The organism is Phormidium tenue FACHB-1052 (genome assembly GCF_014696675.1).
Classification (GTDB): domain Bacteria; phylum Cyanobacteriota; class Cyanobacteriia; order Phormidesmidales; family Phormidesmidaceae; genus Nodosilinea; species Nodosilinea tenuis_A.
The window spans coordinates 153,405-173,633 of the sequence record NZ_JACJQN010000002.1; the positions used below are offsets into that span (position 1 = coordinate 153,405).

Below are 20,229 nucleotides of genomic sequence, written 5' to 3' on the forward strand. Positions count from 1 at the left end.
GGTGTCATCCCGATGCAAATCGTCCTTACCCCTGAACTAGAGCAACTTATCCAGCGCCAGATTGCTGCTGGTAAATACCAATCTGCCTTAGATGTCATCACAGCAGGTATACACCTGCTCGACCAGCAAGACGACATCTATCAAGGGCGACTCGCCGAACTCCAGCAAGATGCCCAGATCGGCTGGGAAGCAGCCCAACGCGGCGACTTAGTCGAAGGCCCCACCGCCATGGCCCAGATTCGAGAAAACCTGCGGTCTCGCCACGCATCCCCCGAATAATGCCCCCTCAGTTTTACCTAACCCAGCCCGCCATTCAAGACATCGAGGCTATTGCAGACTACATCGCCGGTCAGACTGGGCTCCAGCAGGCCGAGCGCTTCCTCTCAAAGCTCGATGCCAAATTCGTCAGAATTACCCAATTCCCTAATCTGGGGCGGCCACGCGACGAAATCCTCCCAGAGCTGCGCAGCCTCTCAATGGAGAGCTACCTTATTCTCTACACCTCAACAGAGTCTAGAGTAGACATCTTGCGAGTCGTCAGTGGCTACCGCAATCTGACGAGCTTGTTCACAGACGACGAAGAGTAATCGATTTTCGGTAGACACGGTAGACGCCCGGTAGACACTCTGTCTACCGGGCAAAAGCCTTTATCCACAAGCCCTTCAGCCATTTCGGTAGACGGTAGACACTTTCCTCGTAATTCCCCATTGGCAAACCCTGTCTACTTGTCTACCGTTTCGCTACAACCCTTATCCACCAATACTTTCAGCGGTAGACACCCCGTCTACCGTTTCCTCAAATCTGTCTACCGTGTCTACCGTTGCCCGCCACCGCAGCCGATTCCCCATCCCCTGGGTTTCCCCATACCCCATCGCCTCCAGCTCCAAAAAATGAGCACGAATCACCTCCACCCCCGCCTTCCGTAAGCTGCGCTCATAATTCCGCACATCCTTCGCCCGCAGCCAACCCCGCACCCGCGATAGCTGAATCAGCTTCGTATAGACCGGCTCCAGCGCCCCATCCACCGTATTCCCGTCCGCATAGAGCAGCTTCACCTGACCAATGAACCAGCGCCCCAGCTTAATCGCTGCCTGCATCTGACTTGCATCTATTGCATGAGTCGGCAAACGCCCCTCCACCACCGCATTCAGGCAGTGCAAAATCAGCGCCAGTCGCCCCGTATAGCCCTGCATCTTGGAATACACCGCCTGCAACCCTGGGTGCGTCTCCGTCACCCGCAGCTGATCCAACTGGTCATACCAATCCGCAAACAATGCTTTGGCCTCAGGGCTCAGCCGATAGCACTGGGCCGTCAACCCCTCCAGCTGCTGGTAGACGCCATAGAGCCGCTCCGACACGTCATAGCGCACCGTCCGTCGGGGAAACGGCGCAGGCTTCAGCGGCAGCAGACACCACAAAAATCTGGCCCACTGGCCACTGGCATCTGAGCAATCCCCCATCATCTCCCGCAGAATATCGGGCTGAATCGTCCCCGTCAGGCTCAGGCTGGTGCGCGGCAGGCTGATGCGCAGGCCACTAGCTCGATCTACCTTCAGCCCCGAGCCATCAAAGGCCGTCAGCAGCGACTCCTTATCGTTACCCCGGCCATTGCGGTACTGGTTCTGCCCCTTGAACAAACCCGCCAGCTCATCCGGCGTCACCAAAATACCCCGCTCCGGCTGCTGGGACTGAATGCGGGCGATCGCCTCCCGTGTCGCATCCGAGGTGTGATACTCCCGTGGCATCGGCTTTCTGGGGCGAATGCCTCTATCCTCGACCTTAGTCTGCTCCCAATCCCGCAGGTCAACCTCATACTCCGAGGCAGCATACTCATACTCTTGATCCGCCTCCGCCTGGAGCAGTGAAAGCGGCCCCAAAATCTGCCGCTGAATCGGGCTCTTCTTACTGCCCGAGGGGGCCACTAACCCGGTGAACACAATCGGCGGCACCGAGAACCCCATCCCGGCATCAATCTCCAGCTCTGTGCCCACCCGCAGCAATGACGCCGCCACCGGCAGTAGCGTAACCAACATGGCCGCTGGCGTCGCCCCGATCCAATCAGCGATCTGCTCCAGGGGTTCCGCCAGGTCGGCGTGAAGATACTCTCCTAGACACAGCTGGTAGTCGCCAATTTTGAGCAGCTGGTGAATCTCAGCTCGGCGATCGTCCCGTTCCTCGGTTTGCTCCAGCTCCGCCTGCACCAAAGTGACCAGGTTACCGATATCCCTGGCCGATATCCCCGTCTCCTGGTGCCACTGCACCACCTGCGCCGCCAGGGCTAGTTCGGTGGGGCTGGAGCCCAGATAGGTGCGAATCTGGTTTTGCAAGGCCTGCACCGACAGTCGCTCGGGGCCTTGGGGAGGGTTGACCTCCATCTGCCGCCGGTCTTGCACCGCCGCCCGAATCTGCTCCGCTGTAGCCCCATCGTGAATCCAATCCACCACATCCAGCCCGCCATGCTTGGGCAGATTGTGCCAGCGCAGGCTGTCAGGGTAGGGGTAGCACCACTGGGCCGAGGGAAAGTCTTGGGCGACTTCTTCCATGTGAGCAATGCCAACCTGATCGCGATCCGGGCACAGCACCAAGCTGGCATCCTGCAAATCCTGGCGGTAATCCCCATAGCTGCGGTACTTCTTCGAGCCCCCCAGGGTAGTGGTCGCAGGAATACCAATCGCCCACAAAGCATCGGCGCAGCCTTCCCCCTCTACCATCCAGATGGATTGACCGATGGATAGGGTATTCTGGACATCCCGGTAGCGGTAGACCGGCACCTGGGCTCTAATCTCAGGGGTTAGCCCCTTGATCCACTGCTGCCCGTTCCAGTGGTACTGCACAAAAAACTTTGCACCGTTGCCCCGATCTACCCGCGTCACCTTCACCAGTGGTTGACCTGCCCGGCTGGGATAAAAGTAATCCTGTCGCTGCTGGGGGCGAACGGGCTTCTCGGGTGAGGTAGTGGCTGCAAAGTATTGCCCCCACATGCCATCGGCTGTCGCGCCTCGATAAACATAGCCATCTGCCGTTGCATCCTGGTCTACGTAGGTATGGCAGAACACCACATCCTCATTCCAGCGGCAGTCTTGGTCTTTAGTGCGTCCACAAATCGGACAGGGGCGCGATCGCCCTGAGTAAACATACTGTGCCATGGTTAGCTCCTAAATTTAGGAGCCGGGCCACCACAATTAACCTGCCACTGGGCTCAGTAGATTGCCCAATCAGCCTCGTAGTCTTGGACATTGCCCATGACTTTGCTATAGTTGAAAACACATGTTTCAGTAGCAGGTTAATGAGCGAAGTGGTTCTGACAAACCGCTTCAAGACGTTGATTAACCCGGCTGTGAAAAATAAAAAAAGAACTCGGCACCCTAGCTAGCAAGTAGTTGGGGTGTTTTTTCAATCAATCTTGAGCTTAAAGAATGAGGCTAGAAAGCTGTCAACAATTTGACTAAACTCTGAAAGCTCTATTTGCTGTTTTTCAGCTTGGTTGAGTCATTTCGAGTGGTGGAGTGAGATGGTTTTTTACGATTACTCAACAAGCTGGCCTGGTAAATTCTGATGGCTCGCTGGTGAGCAACCGGGTCATGACGATTGTGTAGCCAGTCTTGCATCAGCTCCAGGTTGTAGCGAATGCAGCGGCTGTTAATGCGAACCCAATGGATGCCCTCGATCAGCACCCCCTGCAACCGATAACGCTTCAGTGTCGTATCGCTGAGCTTGAGGTACTGAATAGCCTCCCGCTTGCTGATGAATTGGGCCATGATTTACTCTTCCTCGCTTATACCGCTGGGGCCAAATCTCATGGGGAGGCAGGCCAAGTTTGCTCGCCACCACTTGCTCGATACGGCGCGATCGCTGTCGAGTCAAGGCATGGGAGACTGCCGAGGTGCCAATATTCAGTTCTTTCGCAATGCTGGTCAGAGTCCAGCCCTGCTTGCGTAGAGCTGCTTTAATGTCTTCTACATGCATAGAATTGTCTTAGCTCCATCAATATATCGATGAAGTTAGCAACAAATAACTTGCATGTCAAGTGTTATAATTTGCATCTGCAATTAATGTAACCCTATGACTAATCCCTTACCTGATGAGGCGCAGGCGGATGCCACGGCAGTTGATCAGTTTCCAGTCCGCCTGAAGCAAGCGGTCGGCGACAAGAGCATTCGGGGCTTTGCCAGGGACTGCGGCTTTTCTGACACCGTACTCCGCCAATATCTCAATGGCCAAAGCGAGCCAACTCGACCGGCACTGCTCGCTATAGCCCGCACGGCTAATATCAGCGTAGAGTGGCTGGCAACGGGTCAGCCTGGGACAGCTCCTCACGACTCACCTCAAGCGTTAGCTGAGAAGTACATTCAAAAAAATCCGCTGGCCTTTGAGACGGAATGGCTACAGACAGAGTTCCCGGATTCGTTTGAGCACCTGATGCTGATCCAGGTGGTTGATGACAGTATGGAGCCGACCTTGCCAGTAGGAGCGCTGGTGTTGGTAGACACCACAGATCGAGATCTGGGGGCGGTGACTCATGGCATCTATCTACTCAAGCTGGATGACCGAATTTTGGTTAAACGCCTGCAATATGTTGCTGAGAAGACAATTCGAGTTCTGAGTGATAATGTGGCTTACGAAGCTTTCTCCCTCGCCTTGTCGAGCCAAGCCAGTGGATTAAGCCTTATGGGTAGAGTTATTTGGGTTGGCCACAAATTACATCTCGTATGACCTTTGTGATAGTTGGTATTTACTTGCTGAGGCCCGTCAGACTGGCTACTATTCCTTCTAATTCTGCCAATCTAAAATTTTCTGCAACGCAGCATCCGCTTCTGCCTGTGTCACCTTAGGCAGACGATTCTGGACATAGTCTTCCGAGATTCCCGTTTGATTGGCAAACTCTTCCTCAATGCCATCTAGCAACTGAGGATGGTTGTAGGTTACCTGCCAGTCACGATCCCAAAAGATGCGATCGGCCAGCTCATCAATGCAGTTTTCCCATTCCAGCGAGTCCTCGCAGTCCACCTCAATAGGCAGAATGTCCTCCTCCTCCTCAAACTCGGCTTCTAAAACCTTAAGCATTCCCAGGGCGTTCAGAGTTTCCCAAATCAGTCTTCGCCAGTAAAACGGGTCGTCATCCTCCTCAATACAGTCAGCGAAGGCGATTTCATCCTCCACCCGTTGGGTCAACCAGGCAAAAGGGAAATAGGCAGCTGCTTCTAGCACATTGGTGAGGGGTGGCACCGGCACCTCGGGTTTGAGTAACGCCTCCAGGCACCGATGCCACAACACCACCCGTTGCTCAAAACGGGCGCTGTCGAAGATGCGGTCTCCAGTGATAACCTCTACATTGTCGAACTCAACCGCTTCCTGGCTGAACTCAACCGCCGCTTGGAGAATGTGGAGATAAAACTTAGCCTCTGCCCCCTCCAGCACGCGCTTGCCAAAATTGGTGTTCCAGGTCATGACGGATAGCGCTCCTCGACAAAACCACAACCCCTAAAAGAACGTAGGCACCTCGATCTGACTAATGAGGCCAGCATAGTGCTCCAACAGAACTTTAGGATCATGGCCAGTCAGCTTGGCCACCTCAATCACCGACATCCCCTTCGCCAGCATGTGGCTAATGAACGTATGCCGGGTATTGTACTGGGTGCGATACAGCCCGTTTTCTTGAGTCATGCCGCACTTCTTCAAAATGCTCTGCCAGGCCCGATTTAAGAAGTTGGTCGCATCAATCGGTTTGCCCTTGGGGCTGGGAAAGACCAGCATATCGGGCTTGTAGTCTTCAGGGCGAACGGCTAACAACAGGTTCTGTAGGTCACCATTGCAGGGGAAGAACCGAGCCCGATTCGTTTTTGTGGCCTTGCGCAGGCGAGCCGTGCCGGTGCCCTTCCGCACCAGGGTTTCGTTAAACGTAATCCCAGTACAGTCGCGACGGATGTGCTTCCACTGGAGGCCGATGGCCTCACTGGTTCTACAGCCCGTCATAAACAAGAACCGAACATAGTCGGTGTAGTGGGCGTAGTAGCGATCGTCGCGAAAGGTACCGATAATTTGCTTAATTTCCGCCTCGCTGAAGGGAGGAACTTTGAGCGGTGGCACCGGGTGACACATCTCCGTCAGCCCGGTAAAAGGGTTTTCCCAGCTTGCGTCCACCAATTTATTCTGCTGCACCCAGTTGCCAAAGTCATTCAGGATGATCACCTGTTTCTTAATGGTGGCAGCAGAAGCACTTTGCAGCATAAACGTGACGAACTCTTGGGCTTCACGGCGGCCAAGGATCTTGCGCCCAAAATTGCGCACCTTTTTGGGAATTGGGTTGTACATGCTCACGATGGTGAAGGGGCTCTCTAGCCGCTGCCCCTTATCGTCAACAAACTCATCCCAATGCTGCTTAAAGATGTCGGTATAGGTCTGAGACGTCTCAGACCCAGGTGCAACCATTGGCAGCGGATCCTCAGGCTTGTATTTTTGCAACGTGGGGTCAAAATTGCCGCTCAGCATGTCTAGCTCGATCTGCTGGGCCTTTTGCGTTGCGACCCTGCGGTTGATGATGCTATCTGGCAAGCCAACCGACAAGCAGTAGCGCTGGCTCCGGTAGCTCCACCGCAACCGCAAGCGCTCGGAATAAACTTCGACTTTAACTTGTCCTTTAGCCATAGTTCGGAGTGGGGGTAAAGTACATCGCCTGCACCCTTGCCGTTATCTACGGTTATTCCAGACCCCATCAATCCGCTTTTCGTGCCCGGAGGTTTATACCAATTTCGTACCAGTTTTTACCCCCAAACTGCCCCAAAGTGACCCAACATCACGGCCACTTTGCCAAAAAGAAATCAACATCTTGATGGCTGAATCCCTTTCTGGAAAGGCGTTTGAGGCTGAAACATTTGAAAGCGGGTGATCGGACTCGAACCGACGACATTCAGCTTGGGAAGCTGACGTTCTACCACTGAACTACACCCGCAAGGATGTCGCTGAGCAAGCCAGGTTGCTAGCGCGACTTCATTATACGATTATTTGCTCAAGGTATATTTCTTTGTCGAAGTTTTTGATCTGGCGGGCGGGCCGGAAATGGAGGGGCTGCTGCTAAAACGGCTCAAGAACCCTGCGATCGCCCTGTTATCCAGGCGATCGAGGTAAACAACCCTGGCACCACTAGGATGAGAGCTGGTAAAGCCCCAACCCTGCGATCGCCGTGGAGCTGCGAGTTTCTCTCCCGGCTCCTAGTTTCAGGTCAGAGGTCATTAGAATGGGGCGCGATCGTTCATCTTGCTCAACCGATGAACCAGCTGTGGTCTCTAGAGGAGCAGAAGCATGGCAATTTTGCACAGTCACAACCTTTGACTAGCAGCTAGGTAGGTTACGAAATATTGATTTCCCCGCTATAGCCGAAAGCCTTACAGCCTTGGGATCGCTTGATTTTCCAGGGAAATTGCCTTCTCAACCAGTTTTGAGGGGCCAAGCTCATGATTTTTACTGATTCGAATCACACACCCGAATGGGGAAGGTTTGGTCTAATAGCATAGATATGCGTGAGCTTGGTTCACCCCGTCGTCACTGCTCTCTCACGCCAACGGCTCGACTCTTAGAAAGGCAGGTCTTGGGAATGTTTAACGCCACCGAAATCCTCATCAGTGACTTTGTCGACAAGCTGCGGGTGGGTTACCACCGCACCTACGGCGGCCAAAATCCCGACTACGAAGATATTATTGCTTGGGCGGGCAGCATGGCGCTTGAAAACATCGCCAACAGTGACGCGCTCTACCACAACGTTGAGCACACCGTTTTAGTCGCTCTAGTGGGCCAAGAGATTCTGCGGGGCAAGCACATTCGCGAAGGCGGTGTCACCTGCAAAGACTGGATGCACTTCATCATTTCCCTGGTCTGCCATGACATTGGTTATGTGAAAGGAGTTTGCCGCAGCGACCAAGACCGCAACCATCTCTACGCCACCGGCCAGGGCGACGAAATGGTCATGCTCCAGCCCGGTGCCTCCGATGCCTCCCTCACCCCCTACCACGTCGATCGGGGCAAGCGATTCATTGAAGAACGCTTCGGCGGCAACCCGGTGATTGAAGCCGACGCGATCAAGCGCAATATTGAACTCACCCGCTTTCCGGTGCCCAAAGAAGAAGACCACCAAGACACCCAGCACTTCCCCGGCCTGGTGCGGGCGGCCGACCTGATTGGCCAGCTCAGCGACCCCCGCTATCTGAAGAAGATTGGGGCGCTGTACTACGAGTTTGAGGAAACGGGGCAGAACAAGTACCTGAGCTACGATCATCCTGGCGATCTGCGGGCCAACTACCCCAAGTTTTACTGGAATGTGGTGCATCCCTACATCCAAGATGGGCTGCGTTATCTGTCGCTCACCCAAGAAGGTAAGCAAATAATTGCTAACCTCTATTCAAATGTGTTTATGGTGGAGAACGAGCAAACCGTAATCCACACCTAGTACCGTCTATGACCTGGTGGCGCAAGCTTAGAACGAATCGTCTGGCCCAGCTCGGGGCGATCTTGCTGATCGCCCTGTATGCCGTGGCCTTGGGGGCCGACTTTTTTGCCCCCTACAGTCCCTACGAGTCTCAGCTCAATGGGTCACTGCTGCCACCCACGCATGTGTACTGGCGCGATGCCGCAACGGGGCGGTTCTTTCCCCACGTTTATCCCACCACCCAAGGGCCGGTAGACATCAACACTGGGGAACGCAAAATCGTCGTCGATCGCACCCAGCCCTCTGCCCTCCGCATCTTCCACCGCAATGATAAAGGGCGGCTGACCCTGTTTGATACCGCTGGCCCCGCCCGCATTAACGTGCTGGGCACCGATGAGCAGGCCCGTGACCAGTTCAGTCGGCTGATCCACGGCAGCCGAGTTAGTCTCAGCGTGGGGCTAATTGGTATCGCTATTTCTTTCCCGCTGGGCATGCTGGTGGGCGGTATGGCTGGGTACTTTGGCGGCGCGGTCGATGCCGTGCTGATGCGCCTGGTGGAAGTGTTAATGACTATCCCCAGTATTTATTTGCTGGTAGCCCTGGCGGCGGTGCTGCCTGCGGGCATCTCTAGCACCCAGCGCTTTTTGCTAATTGTACTGATCACGTCGCTGGTGGGCTGGGCTGGGCTGGCGCGGGTGATTCGCGGCCAGGTGCTGTCGATCAAAGAGCAGGAGTTTGTGCAGGCCAGCCGGGTGATGGGGGGGCGATCGCTCTACATCATCACCCGACACATTCTGCCTCAAACCGCTACCTACGGTATTATTGCCGCCACCCTGGCGATTCCTGGCTTTATTTTGGCAGAGGCGGTATTGAGCTTCATTGGGTTGGGTATTCAGCAGCCCGACGCCTCTTGGGGCAACATGCTCACCCTGGCTACCAATGCTTCTATCCTCGTTCTCCAGCCCTGGCTGGTGTGGCCCCCTGCCATTTTGATTGTGGTGACATCTTTGGCCTTTAACCTGCTCGGTGATGGCCTCCGCGATGCTCTAGATCCGCGAACGTTGAAGCAGTAGTTAGGCTAAGGGGCAAGGTCGTTAGCGTGTCTGCCCCAGGATTTTCTAGAAGCTATGTCTTGTGCTAGGTGTCGTCTGGCTAGCTCACAACTAAGCTGCTGATTATTGAGGCTGGAGGTGGCTTGTGGGACTTATTGAGCTGCTGGTCTTATTAGTTGTGGCGGCTATCTGTGGTGGCATTGGCCAATCGCTGGCAGGCTATACAGCGGGGGGATGCCTAACCTCGATTGTGGTAGGTTTTGTCGGGTCATACTTGGGCGTGTTAATCGCTCGCAATCTGGGCTTGCCAGAGCTATTTGCTCTGCAAATTGGCGGGCAGTCTTTTCCAATCATTTGGTCGATCATCGGAGCCACCATTTTTACCCTCATTTTGGCGCTGCTGAATCGGCTTTTGGTGGGACGTCCTAGAATCTAGGGGCAAAGACAACACAGTGAACGGTTAGCCTCTGCATGGTAGTTCTGTGGCAACTGGTCGATTGGGCGATCGCGGCTAGCGCTGCGATCGCCCTGTTTCTAAGTCTCTGGATTGTCGTTCCCGCACCAACCTTTTTTCTCTTGCCCTTAGGCGTGGGGGCTCCAGAGGTCAGCCCATTTTTGCTGCTGGGTCAGGGAATCGTGCTGGCGCTGGCGTTGGTGCTGCGGGGGGCAAAGATAGGAAATCGGGGGCGATCGCGCAGTTTTGTGTGGTTTCTAACCCTAGGATTCAGCGCTACCGGTCTGGTGCTGAGCAGCTTGCCCCTGCTGCAACTGCCTGCCACGGTGCGGCGGGCAGAAGCCCAAATGCAAAGGGCTTTGGGCGAAAACTACAGCAGCCAAATTCCGGCTCAGGTGCGGCCCTTGCTGCGATCGCGCCCCTTCATCCTGAGGGATTTGATTCGGGGGCTGCCAGAGCCTGCAATCGAGCCACAGCGCCAGACCGTCTTAACCCCAGACGGTGCCACGCTGGCTTTGGATATCTACCAGCCGCCTGAATCTTCCACCCAACCCGATTTGCACCCTGCTATCATCACCATCTATGGCGGCGCTTGGCAACGGGGAGAACCCGCCGCAACAGCCCGGTTTAGCGGTTATATGGCAGCCCAGGGCTATACAGTTGTGGCCATCGACTATCGCCACGCGCCTGAGTACCGCTTCCCCACCCAGCTTAAGGATGTGCAGACCGCTCTGGAATGGGTGGGCGATCGCGCCCCAGACTACCGCATCGATCCCAGCCGCATAGCCCTAGTGGGATGGTCTGCCGGAGCCCATTTGGCCATGCTAGCCACCTATGAACCTGGGGCATTGCCTGTACAAGCGGTGGTCAACTACTACGGCCCGATCAATCTGTCGGCAGGCTACTATGACCCACCAGTACCTGATCCCATTAATACCCGTGCTGTATTAGAAACCTTTTTGGGCGGTTCCCCAGAGCAGTTCCCCGCGCTTTACCAGCAGGCCTCACCAATTTTCTCGGTTAGGTCGGGGTTGCCGCCAACGCTGTTGATCTACGGGCAACGCGACCATGTGGTGAAACCCAGCTACGGTCAGCAGCTATACGAACAACTCCAAGCTAGCAGTAATGTGGCGGCGTGGATTGCCCTGCCCTGGGCCGAACATGCCTTTGATGCGGTGTTTCGCGGCCCCAGCAATCAAATTTCCCTGTATTATACCGAGCGGTTTTTGGCTTGGGCGCTGCGTCCCAACCCGTAGCCTTTCATGCCCAACCCATTTCTTCCGGGCACGTAAGGCAGTAGCCTGAAGGTAGCGGCTTTAGAGGAGAGATACTCGATGCGGCCAATCGGATGGCTTTTGATGTGTATGCTTTGCTTGTCGCTGCTAGGGTGCGGGCTAATTAACCCCAAACCCCCTAGGGCGGTGGTTGAGGGGGCGATCGCCCAAAAGCTCTCTCAAACCCAGGCCGTTCTTTACCGCCAGTTTGCCGCAGCCCCCACCGATCGAACTCAGGTGGGCCGCATTCGCATTACTGACCATCATTGGACTGAGCTTTCCGGGCAACCCACCGTAGAAGTTGTCGGCACTTACCACCTCAAGGGGGGCAGCCTAACCAATGCCCAACGAGGCCAGACCCGAGAGTTTGATGTTTATCTCCAGCGGGGCGCAACCAAAGACCAGTGGCTGCTGCTAGAGCCAGTTAATGTCCAGAGCGGAGATTCTCCTAAGTGGCAAGCCATTCCGCTCTTGACAGCAAGCGAGAATGGGCCAGAAAACCCAGGTTAGCCCTTAGACAACGGCACTGGTGTCAGCTTTAACCGCCGCATCTGCCTGCCCATAGGCTTCTCCAGTAAAGAGTCGGTAGAGTTTCTCAACTTCTGTTAAAGCATTAAACTCTTGCTCAACCTTGGTTCTAGCCGCAGTACCCAAACGGTTGCGGGTGTCAGCGTCTTTCATTAGAAAACTAATACAATCTGACAGAGCCTGGCGATCACCCGGCGGCACCACGTAGCCATTTACCCCTGACTGCACCAGTTCACTCACCCCAGCAACCTGAGTGGCGACCACCGCAACGCCCGCCGCCATCGCTTCCATTAGCACAACGGGAATGCCCTCAGCAAAGCTGGGCAGCACGAATATGTCTGTATTCTTGAGATGTTCTCTCACTGCCGACTGAGATTGATAGCCCAAAAATCGCACGTGGTTCTGTAACCCTAAGTCGCTCACCTGCTGTTCCAATAGTGCGCGATCGCCGCCATCCCCAACGACAGTTAAAATCACGTCAGGTTCAATGTCGATCAGCTCTGTCAACCCCTCTAGCAGCACCGGCAACCCTTTTTCGGCTGCTAATCTGCCCACGTAGAGCAGCCGTTTGCCAACGCCTTGATGGGTCACTGTCTCAAACAAACTTGGGTCAACCCCGCAATGTACAATTTGTAATTTTTCCCACTGATCGGGCCGCGAGAAAATCATGCCTTGACTGCGGCAGAAGTGACTAATACAGGCCACAAACTTAGCGTGCTTAATCTTTTCATCCACCCGCCATCGGTAGGGTTCAAAAAAGATGTGGGGGCCATGCATTGTAAAGCTAAAGGTAAACCCACCTAATTCGGCGGCCAACATCGCTACGGTACAGCTAGAGCTGGCAATGTGGTTGTGCAAATGAGTAATATCTTGGGTGGTAATGAGATGAGCTAAGATACCCGCTTCTAAAAAATAAATTAGCTGGTAGAGAAAGCCCTTTAGACCAGGCTGGCTCGTGGCCCAAGCCAGCTTGATGCTACTAAAGTAACGGCTCGGATTACCCAACAGCAATGCCAGATGAGCCTTGATCATCAGCCCCAGATTAAATGGCAGCAGGTAGTTGGTTTGCGATCGCTCCGCAGCCTGCTCAGGGCCTACAATGTTGTCGTCTCCGGGACGGCGTACTGCAAAGGTAAAAACCTCTAACCCCAGATCTCTCAGTCCCATAACCTCACGCTGAATAAACGTGTCTGTGGCTCTAGGGTAGGTGCCGGTAAAGTAGGCAATGCGCATAGGGCTTCTCGCCATTAGTAATAATATTAAAAATCAAAAAACTGGAGGAAATAACAACTCTAGGGCTGTGACTAAGACTCTGGACTTGCCACTGGAACAGGCTTGTACTCAATCAGCGTAGCGGGCTTATTGCGCCAGCGGTTAAGCCAATATCGGCCTTGCCCAATCGCCTGAGGGAGCTTTGAAACCGTACAGAAAGAAGCATACAACCGAGCGTTTTTGGCCTCATCGCCCTGACTCTGGCGATACTTATAAATCTTCCACCCTAAAACCGGGTAGCCCAGCAGCAGCAGCAGACTGAGCCCGTGGGTAGGCCAAGCTAAGCCAAGGGTCAGCGCTGGAATAATCGCCCCCCACAGCAAACCGCTCTTGTCCTCCTTCACCATATATGACTCGGGTGGTTGACCATACATAGCTTTTCCCTCTGCAACGGCCCAGCCCCCACGAATCGATCGCTTCCACCACTGACCAAAGCGAGTCATCGCTGCATCGTGCAGGGTCATATCGGCAGCAATACGCTCTATTCTCCAGCCTTTCTGCCTAAGGCGAATGCACATCTCCGGCTCTTCACCGCAGATCATCTTAGGGTTGTAGCCTCCCACCGCTTTAATGGCCTCTACACGGGCCAACATGTCGCCCCCGCAGGCTCGGGTTTCACCTATGGGAGTGTTCCACTCTATGTCGGCCAGGCGATTGTAGGGAGAGGCATCAGGAAATCGCTCTCGCCGTCGTCCACAGACAATGGCGAGAGTGTTGTTGCTCTCTAGCGACCCCACAGCTGCCTCTACCCAGTTGGGCAGGAGTTCGCAATCGCCGTCGATAAATTGTACGTAGGTGAGCTGGGGGAAATTCTCAACTAAGTGCTGAAAGCCCGTGTTGCGCCCCCGTGCCATGGTAAACGGCACAGACATATCGAGCTCGACAACATGAATACCCATTTCGTGAGCTTTAGCAACGCTTCCGTCAGTAGAGCCTGAGTCTACATAGACGATGGGACTGCCCGAGGGTACGTTGTCCTGCAAAGACCTGAGACAGCGAACTAGACGCTCACCTTCATTACGGCCAATAGTCACAACGCCAATCTGATGCATGTCTAAGAGAATTAACGACTAAAGCTCACATTAAAAATACAGGTTTATATATAAAATGCCGAGATCAAAACCAGGAAATTTACTAAGACTTCATAAGGCCACCCGCTAAAGACAAGGTTAAATTTACTTCAAAAGCGAATTTAGTGAACACCTTGGAATAACAATTTCTAGGAGAAAAATAAGCTTTAAAGCGGTACCCAATTGAACCAGGATAGCTCAAAAAAGATCTCATTCTTTCGAGGGATACTTTGCTTTTGACAACGTGTATTTTAAGGTCGACTTTTCACACAGACCTCCTTGAATTCAAGTGCCAAGTTAAAATTTATTTTGCTGTGAAGTCATTATTGAAAAGAGTAAGCCTTGCATTAACAATGCAATCGCTTGCAGGGAATTTTATCCACGAGATAGACCTACCAAGCTTTTTCTCAAAAGTTTAGTGTTTTTAGAACGCTCAGATCAGCACTCACTGACCTCTAATAGGAAAACAGGGTTTGCCTATACGTAGTTTGCCCAAAAAAAGCCCTGATCATGTCAGTATCAGCACGTTTTCTCGGCCATACATGATCAGGGATGATTTAAGAAATTAGCGGCTTAGACAGCTCTAGTGCTCTACGGCTAAGCCCACTGGGCAAGCTACACTGGTGCCCCCTAAGCCGCAATAGCCACCTGGGTTTTTAGCCAAATATTGTTGGTGGTAATCCTCAGCGTAGTAATACTCTGGAGCCTCCAAAATCTCCGTAGTAATGGGGCCATAGCCAGCCGCATTGAGCGCGACTTGATAGGCTTGCTTGGAGGCTTCTGCTAGCTGACGCTGGGCCTCAGAGTACACGTATATACCTGAGCGGTACTGGGTACCGACGTCGTTGCCCTGGCGCATACCTTGGGTGGGGTTGTGATTTTCCCAAAATGTCTTGAGAACTTGCTCGTAGCTAACTCTTTTAGGGTCAAATACGACCTGCACCACTTCGTTGTGGCCAGTCAGCCCAGAGCACACTTCCTGGTAGGTGGGGTTGGGGGTATAGCCAGCGGCATAGCCAACCGAGGTAGAGTAAACACCCTCTAGCTGCCAAAACTTGCGCTCGGCTCCCCAAAAGCAGCCCATACCAAACAGAGCTAGCTCCATGCCAGGTGGGAAAGGAGGGGCCATGCGGTTGCCGTTGACATAGTGCTTTTCAGGCACGGGCATGGTTGTGGCTCGACCCGGCAGGGCCTCGTTAGGAGCGGGCATCTCTGACTTTTTGCCTTTGCCTAAACCGAAGAAAACCATAGGAATGTTTGCAGTTTGTGTAGAAGAACTAACTCAACTATAACGTCAACACCTTGGTATTTCCTGAGAGAGGAAGTGTCTCCAGCCTTTGAGATCGGAGGGAATGGGCGATCGCAGTCCAACACAAAAATGCCCAAACCTTTGCGGTTCAGGCACTAGTGAATTTTGGAGGTTGATGAACCGCTAACCCTATCTCTAGCTGCGCCAACTCCTTAAGAGTTTAGCGATAGTGGCGATCGAGCCTCAACACCGTTTCTAGCAGCACGTTGGCCCCGTCAACACATTCCTCAGGGGTAGTGTACTCTACCTCAGAGTGGCTGAAGCCACCTGCGCTGGGCACAAAGATCATACCCATATCGGTAAAGCGACCCATTTCAAGGGCATCGTGCCCAGCCCGACTGGGCATCGGCATGTGGCTCAGACCTAAGTTGTTGCTGACCTCAGCAATAACAGATTGGATATGATCGGCTGCCGGACTGGGGGCCACATTGAGCTGGGGCACGATCTCGATCTGGGCGCCGGTGTTTTGAGCAATCAGCCGCAGTTCTTCTCTCAAATCGTCGATTAGATCGTTAATCACGTGCTGGTTGAGGTCGCGCACGTCAACGCTACACTGCACCTGCCCAGGCACGATGTTGTCAGCGTTGGGCCACACTTGCAACGCCCCCACCGTCGCTACCTGCTGGGCCGGAGGGCGCTTGCCCAGGCGATTCACCACCAGTACCACCTGAGCTGCTGCCACCAAGGCATCCTGTCGCTGATCCATCGGGGTAGTGCCAGCGTGGTTGGGCCGCCCGGTAATGTGGATTTGGTAACGCTGCATGCCCACAATGCCCTGCACTACGCCAATTTGTTTTTGAGCCATTTCGAGCACGCCACCCTGTTCGACGTGGAGTTCGACAAAGGCGCAGATGTCGTCGCGAGTGCGCTGAGAGAGAGAGAGCTGATCCCAATTGCCCCCGGCTGCGTTGACGCACTCGTCGATGGGGCGGCCATCTTTGCGGTGGTAGTCAGCAGCATTGAGTGAGGCAGTGCCGGCCATGGCACGGCCCCCAACCATGGTGTCTTCTTCATCAGCGAACACAATTACCTCAAAGGGGTGGTCGAGGGTAATGTTGTTTTCGTGAAGGGTACGGGCTACTTCAATCCCCGCTAGCACACCCAGGTTGCCGTCAAACTTACCGCCACAGGGCACGGTATCGATATGGGAACCGGTGGCGATCGCTGGAGCGTTGGTGCGACCACTGCGGCGACCAATCAGGTTGCCAGCGGTGTCAATACAGGTGCTCAAACCCGCTTCTACCATCCATCGTCGCACCAGCTCGCGTCCCTGAAAATCTTCTGAGCTAAAGGCCAATCGGCAAATGCCACCGTTGTTGAGCTGCCCAATTTGAGCCAGGTCGTCGATGCTTTGATTGAGTCGCTTGCCATTGATGCTAAGGGTCTGTAGACGAGCCATGGGTATTCAGTTAAGGGCGAGTTTAATGAAGAGATAAAACGTTTGACTCCACAAAACGTTACAGACCATCACATAACCGTGACGCTTCTGTATACAGTCCATTGTATACAAAGACTTTCGGAGTTCTGTTTAGAGAGAACGTTCTGTGGAATGATGGCCAAAAGGGTTCCATAAAGCCGCAACAGTAACGCTGAGATCAGCTCGGCGACCTGTCATGTCGGAATGCATGAACTGTCAGACAATCGGATCTTTGAGCTAGGGGCACATCAGCTATTTAAGAACTTGGGTCAGCTACCCCTAGCTTGCCCCTAAACAGGCCAGGGGTAGCGGGTATTTAGAACTGCCGTAAAAACCGCAGATCGCTGGTGTAAAGGCGGCGAATGTCGTCGATTTGGTGCTGAACCATAGCTAAACGCTCGACCCCTAGCCCTGCCGCGAAGCCGCTATAAATCTCAGGGTCGTAGCCGACGGATTTCAGCACGTTGGGGTCGATCATGCCGCAGCCCAGCACCTCTAGCCATTTGCCCTGCCACTCTACATCGACCTCGGCGGAGGGCTCAGTGAACGGGAAGAAACTGGGCCGAAACCGTACGGGAATCTCGCCGTAGAGCGCCTCTAAAAACACCTTGATTGTGCCTCGCAGGTCAGTGAAGGTAATGTCGGTATCCACCGCGAAGAATTCGATCTGGTGAAACACAGCAGCGTGGGTGGCATCTACCGTGTCGCGGCGATAGCAGCGGCCAATAGCTACGGCCCGCAGCGGTGGCTCGTTGGCCTGCATGTAGCGGATTTGGGTATTAGAGGTGTGGGTGCGCATCAGATGGCCGTTGGGCAGGTACAGGGTGTCCTGCATGTCGCGGGCCGGGTGGTCGGGCAGAAAGTTGAGGGCTTCAAAGTTGTAGTAGTCGGTCTCAATTTCGGGGCCGTCGGCGACGGTGTAGCCCAAACCCACGAAAATATCGACAATGCGATCGATGATGCTGTTAATGGGGTGAATGCGGCCCTGGGGCTGGAAGATGCCGGGCATGGTGACATCCAGGGTTTCAGTAGCCAGTTGAGCTTTAATGCGAGCGGTCTCCAGGGCACTTTTACCCTGGTCGAGTTGAGTTTGAATGAGTTCTTTAACTTCGTTGGCCAACGCACCGATGCGGGGACGCTCTTCGGCGGAGAGTTTGCCCATGCCTCCCAAAACCTTAGAGAGCTGGCCTTTTTTGCCCAGGTAGCCTATGCGCAGCTGCTCTAGTTCGTCTAGGGTGGCGGCGGCGGCGATCGCGCTCCTAGCGGCCTCTTTCATGGCCATCAGGTCGGTTTCGAGCGAGGTGGGTGCGGCGGTCATTCTGGGTGTAGGGTGCAACAACAATATAGGGAGGCTAACCCGGCTAGCTCTGGGCGATACCTTGGCGCTCTAGGCTAGCTTTGGGCTTTGACTATTTTAGTGTGGCAGGGGAACAGTCATGAATATTCTGATCAGCAACGACGACGGCATTTTTGCCCTGGGCATGCGCACCCTGGCCTCTGCCCTAGCAGCGGCGGGGCACCGGGTCACGGTGGTGTGCCCCGATCGCGAGCGATCGGCCACGGGTCACGGGCTGACGATGCACAAGCCGATTCGCGCTGAGATGATCGAGTCGGTGTTTAAAGATGACATTGAGGCCTGGAGTTGCTCTGGCACCCCCGCCGACTGCGTCAAGCTGGCCCTGGGGGCGCTGATGACAACGCCTCCAGATGTGGTGGTCTCCGGCATTAACCACGGCGCTAACCTGGGCACCGATGTGGTCTATTCCGGGACGGTGTCGGCGGCGATGGAGGGGGTAATGGAGGGCATTCCGGCAATCGCTGTCAGTCTGACCAGCTTTACCCAGGGCAGCTTTGCCCCCGCCGCCGACTTTATTTGTAGCCTGCTGGCCGATCGCGATCGCTTCCCCCTAGCGCGCCCCATGCTGCTCAATGTCAATGTACCGGCGGTAGCGGCAGCCGAGATCAAAGGGGCCAAAATTACCCGCCAGGGCATTCGCCGCTATTTCGACCAGTTTGAAAAACGCCTCGACCCTCGGGGCAAAACCTACTACTGGCTGGCGGGAGAAGCCGTCGAAGACATCGAGGATCCTTTGCCTAACCAAGGCTGGCCGCCTGAGTTGACCCAGGCGATGGCGGCTATCCCGACCGATGTGCAGGCCATTCGCGATCGCTATATTTCGGTTACACCGCTGCAATACAACCTGACGGCCATAGGCGATCTGTTAGATTTAGCTCAGGGTCAGCGGCTGCTACTGCCAGAGCGGTTAGAGTAAAATAGAGTTTACCGTAAATCTCATGGCGCTTCGGGGCACACTGAGCCCAAAGCATCTAGGAGCACGCTGAGATCTTCTAGGTAGGGGGCGCTCCACCCTGATCATTTTGATTAGAGTTCATTACTATTGAAGAAATCTCAGGTTGTGCTCTATCCCAAGGCGCATTCGTATTTCTAGCCTGATATTCCATGCTTTCCCATCCCCGAGAGATTCATGGCTGAGCTTACTGAGCAGTTTTTAGTCCGCTTTTGGGGCGTGCGTGGGAGCATTGCCTGCCCAGGGCCGTCTACGGTGCGCTACGGCGGCAACACCTCCTGTGTCGAGATGTTGGTCGGGGGGCATCGCCTGATTTTTGACGGGGGGACTGGTTTGCGCGAGCTGGGGCTGTCATTGCTGGCCGAAATGCCCGTCGAGGCCAACATGTTCTTTACCCACTCCCACTGGGATCATATCCAGGGGTTTCCTTTTTTTGTCCCGGCCTTTGTGCGGGGCAATCGGTTTAATATCTACGGTGCGATCGCCCCTAACGGCTCCACCATTGAGCAGCGCCTCAACGACCAGATGCTGCACCCCAACTTTCCGGTGCCGCTCCAGGTCATGGGGGCCGACCTCAAATTCTGCGACATCGAAGTGGGCGAAACCCTACACATAGGCGACATCAAAATTGAAAACGCCCTGCTCAACCACCCTGGCGAAGCGGTGGGCTATCGGGTCACCTGGCAAAATCAGGTGGCCGCCTACATTACCGATACCGAACACTACCCCGATCGCCTAGACGACAACGCGGTGTGGCTGGCCCGCGATGCTGATGTCATGATCTACGACGCCACCTATACCGACGACGAGTACCACGACCCCAAATCGAGCAAGGTTAGCTGGGGCCACTCCACTTGGCAGGAAGCCGTGAAGGTCGCCAAGGCGGCTGGAGTCAAGACCTTAGTCATCTTCCACCACGACCCCGCCCACGACGATGACTTTATGGATCAGGTGGCGGTTCAAACTAAGGCAGTATTCCCCAATGCAGTGGTGGCCAAAGAAGGCATGGTGCTTGATCTGACTGCCGCCCGCACTACTCTGCCGTCGAAAGCTATTGGTACTAAGGCTCTAGGGAATTACTCCTGATCCCTTGCCCTGATTCACTCCGAACCTGGCACTAGTTCA

The 20,229-nt window shown here is 54.5% G+C and carries 20 protein-coding genes and 1 tRNA gene; 10 read left to right on the forward strand and 11 right to left on the reverse strand.

What is annotated here, in order from left to right; all coding sequences use genetic code 11:
* Positions 1–12: 12 nt before the first annotated feature.
* Positions 13–279, forward strand: a complete 267-nt coding sequence (locus H6G07_RS04525) for a ribbon-helix-helix domain-containing protein (RefSeq protein WP_073607354.1) — start codon at positions 13–15, stop codon at positions 277–279.
* A complete protein-coding gene (locus tag H6G07_RS04530) occupies positions 279–587 on the forward strand; it encodes a type II toxin-antitoxin system RelE/ParE family toxin (RefSeq protein ID WP_073607353.1) in 309 nt (102 codons plus the stop codon). The genes H6G07_RS04525 and H6G07_RS04530 overlap by 1 nt, the downstream gene beginning before the upstream one ends.
* A gap of 162 nt (positions 588–749) precedes the next feature.
* Here the strand turns inward: H6G07_RS04530 and H6G07_RS04535 are convergent, their stop codons facing one another.
* The 3 genes from H6G07_RS04535 to H6G07_RS27000 form a co-directional block, all read right to left on the reverse strand.
* Entirely contained in the window at positions 750–3,146 is a 2,397-nt protein-coding gene (locus tag H6G07_RS04535) for a DUF3987 domain-containing protein (RefSeq protein ID WP_199311912.1), read from the reverse strand.
* Positions 3,147–3,461: 315 nt separating this feature from the next.
* Positions 3,462–3,758: a helix-turn-helix transcriptional regulator gene (locus H6G07_RS04540; protein ID WP_073607351.1), complete on the reverse strand. Its 297-nt coding sequence runs from the start codon at positions 3,756–3,758 to the stop codon at positions 3,462–3,464.
* A complete protein-coding gene (locus H6G07_RS27000) occupies positions 3,640–3,966 on the reverse strand; it encodes a helix-turn-helix domain-containing protein (protein WP_073607350.1) in 327 nt (108 codons plus the stop codon). Before H6G07_RS27000 ends, H6G07_RS04540 begins: the two co-directional genes overlap by 119 nt.
* A 96-nt stretch (positions 3,967–4,062) precedes the next feature.
* On the opposite strand from H6G07_RS27000, the gene H6G07_RS04550 reads away from it, so the two are divergent.
* Complete coding sequence (locus tag H6G07_RS04550) at positions 4,063–4,713, forward strand: XRE family transcriptional regulator (protein ID WP_073607349.1); 651 nt, start codon at positions 4,063–4,065, stop codon at positions 4,711–4,713.
* Positions 4,714–4,770: 57 nt separating this feature from the next.
* Here the strand turns inward: H6G07_RS04550 and H6G07_RS04555 are convergent, their stop codons facing one another.
* The 3 genes from H6G07_RS04555 to H6G07_RS04565 all read right to left on the reverse strand — a co-directional run bounded on the left by H6G07_RS04555 (position 4,771) and on the right by H6G07_RS04565 (position 6,949).
* On the reverse strand, positions 4,771–5,448 hold the full coding sequence (locus tag H6G07_RS04555; protein ID WP_073607348.1) for a hypothetical protein: 678 nt from the start codon (positions 5,446–5,448) through the stop codon (positions 4,771–4,773).
* Between the two features lie 33 nt (positions 5,449–5,481).
* Entirely contained in the window at positions 5,482–6,645 is a 1,164-nt protein-coding gene (locus H6G07_RS04560) for a site-specific integrase (protein WP_073607347.1), read from the reverse strand.
* A gap of 232 nt (positions 6,646–6,877) precedes the next feature.
* Positions 6,878–6,949: transfer RNA gene (locus tag H6G07_RS04565), tRNA-Gly, on the reverse strand.
* A gap of 642 nt (positions 6,950–7,591) precedes the next feature.
* Between H6G07_RS04565 and H6G07_RS04570 the strand changes: the two genes are divergently transcribed.
* The 5 genes from H6G07_RS04570 to H6G07_RS04590 all read left to right on the forward strand — a co-directional run bounded on the left by H6G07_RS04570 (position 7,592) and on the right by H6G07_RS04590 (position 11,709).
* Complete coding sequence (locus H6G07_RS04570; RefSeq protein WP_073607346.1) at positions 7,592–8,440, forward strand: Npun_R2479 family HD domain-containing metalloprotein; 849 nt, start codon at positions 7,592–7,594, stop codon at positions 8,438–8,440.
* An 8-nt stretch (positions 8,441–8,448) separates the two neighbouring features.
* Positions 8,449–9,492, forward strand: a complete 1,044-nt coding sequence (locus H6G07_RS04575) for an ABC transporter permease (protein WP_073607345.1) — start codon at positions 8,449–8,451, stop codon at positions 9,490–9,492.
* Positions 9,493–9,616: 124 nt separating this feature from the next.
* On the forward strand, positions 9,617–9,907 hold the full coding sequence (locus H6G07_RS04580) for a hypothetical protein (protein ID WP_073607344.1): 291 nt from the start codon (positions 9,617–9,619) through the stop codon (positions 9,905–9,907).
* Between the two features lie 35 nt (positions 9,908–9,942).
* On the forward strand, positions 9,943–11,181 hold the full coding sequence (locus tag H6G07_RS04585; protein WP_073607343.1) for an alpha/beta hydrolase: 1,239 nt from the start codon (positions 9,943–9,945) through the stop codon (positions 11,179–11,181).
* A 78-nt stretch (positions 11,182–11,259) separates the two neighbouring features.
* The gene (locus tag H6G07_RS04590; RefSeq protein ID WP_139296934.1) at positions 11,260–11,709 is read left to right on the forward strand and encodes a hypothetical protein; all 450 of its coding nucleotides are present in this window, start codon (positions 11,260–11,262) and stop codon (positions 11,707–11,709) included.
* Positions 11,710–11,712: 3 nt separating this feature from the next.
* Here the strand turns inward: H6G07_RS04590 and H6G07_RS04595 are convergent, their stop codons facing one another.
* From H6G07_RS04595 to pheS, 5 genes are all read right to left on the reverse strand, one after another.
* Entirely contained in the window at positions 11,713–12,960 is a 1,248-nt protein-coding gene (locus H6G07_RS04595) for a glycosyltransferase family 4 protein (protein ID WP_073607341.1), read from the reverse strand.
* 71 nt (positions 12,961–13,031) lie between these two features.
* On the reverse strand, positions 13,032–14,051 hold the full coding sequence (locus H6G07_RS04600; protein ID WP_073607340.1) for a glycosyltransferase family 2 protein: 1,020 nt from the start codon (positions 14,049–14,051) through the stop codon (positions 13,032–13,034).
* 601 nt (positions 14,052–14,652) lie between these two features.
* Complete coding sequence (gene msrA, locus H6G07_RS04605; RefSeq protein WP_073607339.1) at positions 14,653–15,318, reverse strand: peptide-methionine (S)-S-oxide reductase MsrA; 666 nt, start codon at positions 15,316–15,318, stop codon at positions 14,653–14,655.
* Between the two features lie 220 nt (positions 15,319–15,538).
* The gene (locus H6G07_RS04610; protein ID WP_073607338.1) at positions 15,539–16,777 is read right to left on the reverse strand and encodes a Zn-dependent hydrolase; all 1,239 of its coding nucleotides are present in this window, start codon (positions 16,775–16,777) and stop codon (positions 15,539–15,541) included.
* 334 nt (positions 16,778–17,111) lie between these two features.
* The gene (gene pheS / locus H6G07_RS04615; protein ID WP_073607337.1) at positions 17,112–18,113 is read right to left on the reverse strand and encodes a phenylalanine--tRNA ligase subunit alpha; all 1,002 of its coding nucleotides are present in this window, start codon (positions 18,111–18,113) and stop codon (positions 17,112–17,114) included.
* A gap of 118 nt (positions 18,114–18,231) precedes the next feature.
* Here pheS and surE point away from each other — a divergent pair, with 118 nt between their 5' ends.
* Both surE and H6G07_RS04625 read left to right on the forward strand, forming a co-directional pair.
* Complete coding sequence (gene surE, locus H6G07_RS04620; RefSeq protein WP_073607336.1) at positions 18,232–19,068, forward strand: 5'/3'-nucleotidase SurE; 837 nt, start codon at positions 18,232–18,234, stop codon at positions 19,066–19,068.
* A gap of 213 nt (positions 19,069–19,281) precedes the next feature.
* The gene (locus H6G07_RS04625) at positions 19,282–20,190 is read left to right on the forward strand and encodes an MBL fold metallo-hydrolase (RefSeq protein ID WP_073607335.1); all 909 of its coding nucleotides are present in this window, start codon (positions 19,282–19,284) and stop codon (positions 20,188–20,190) included.
* Positions 20,191–20,229: the final 39 nt, after the last annotated feature.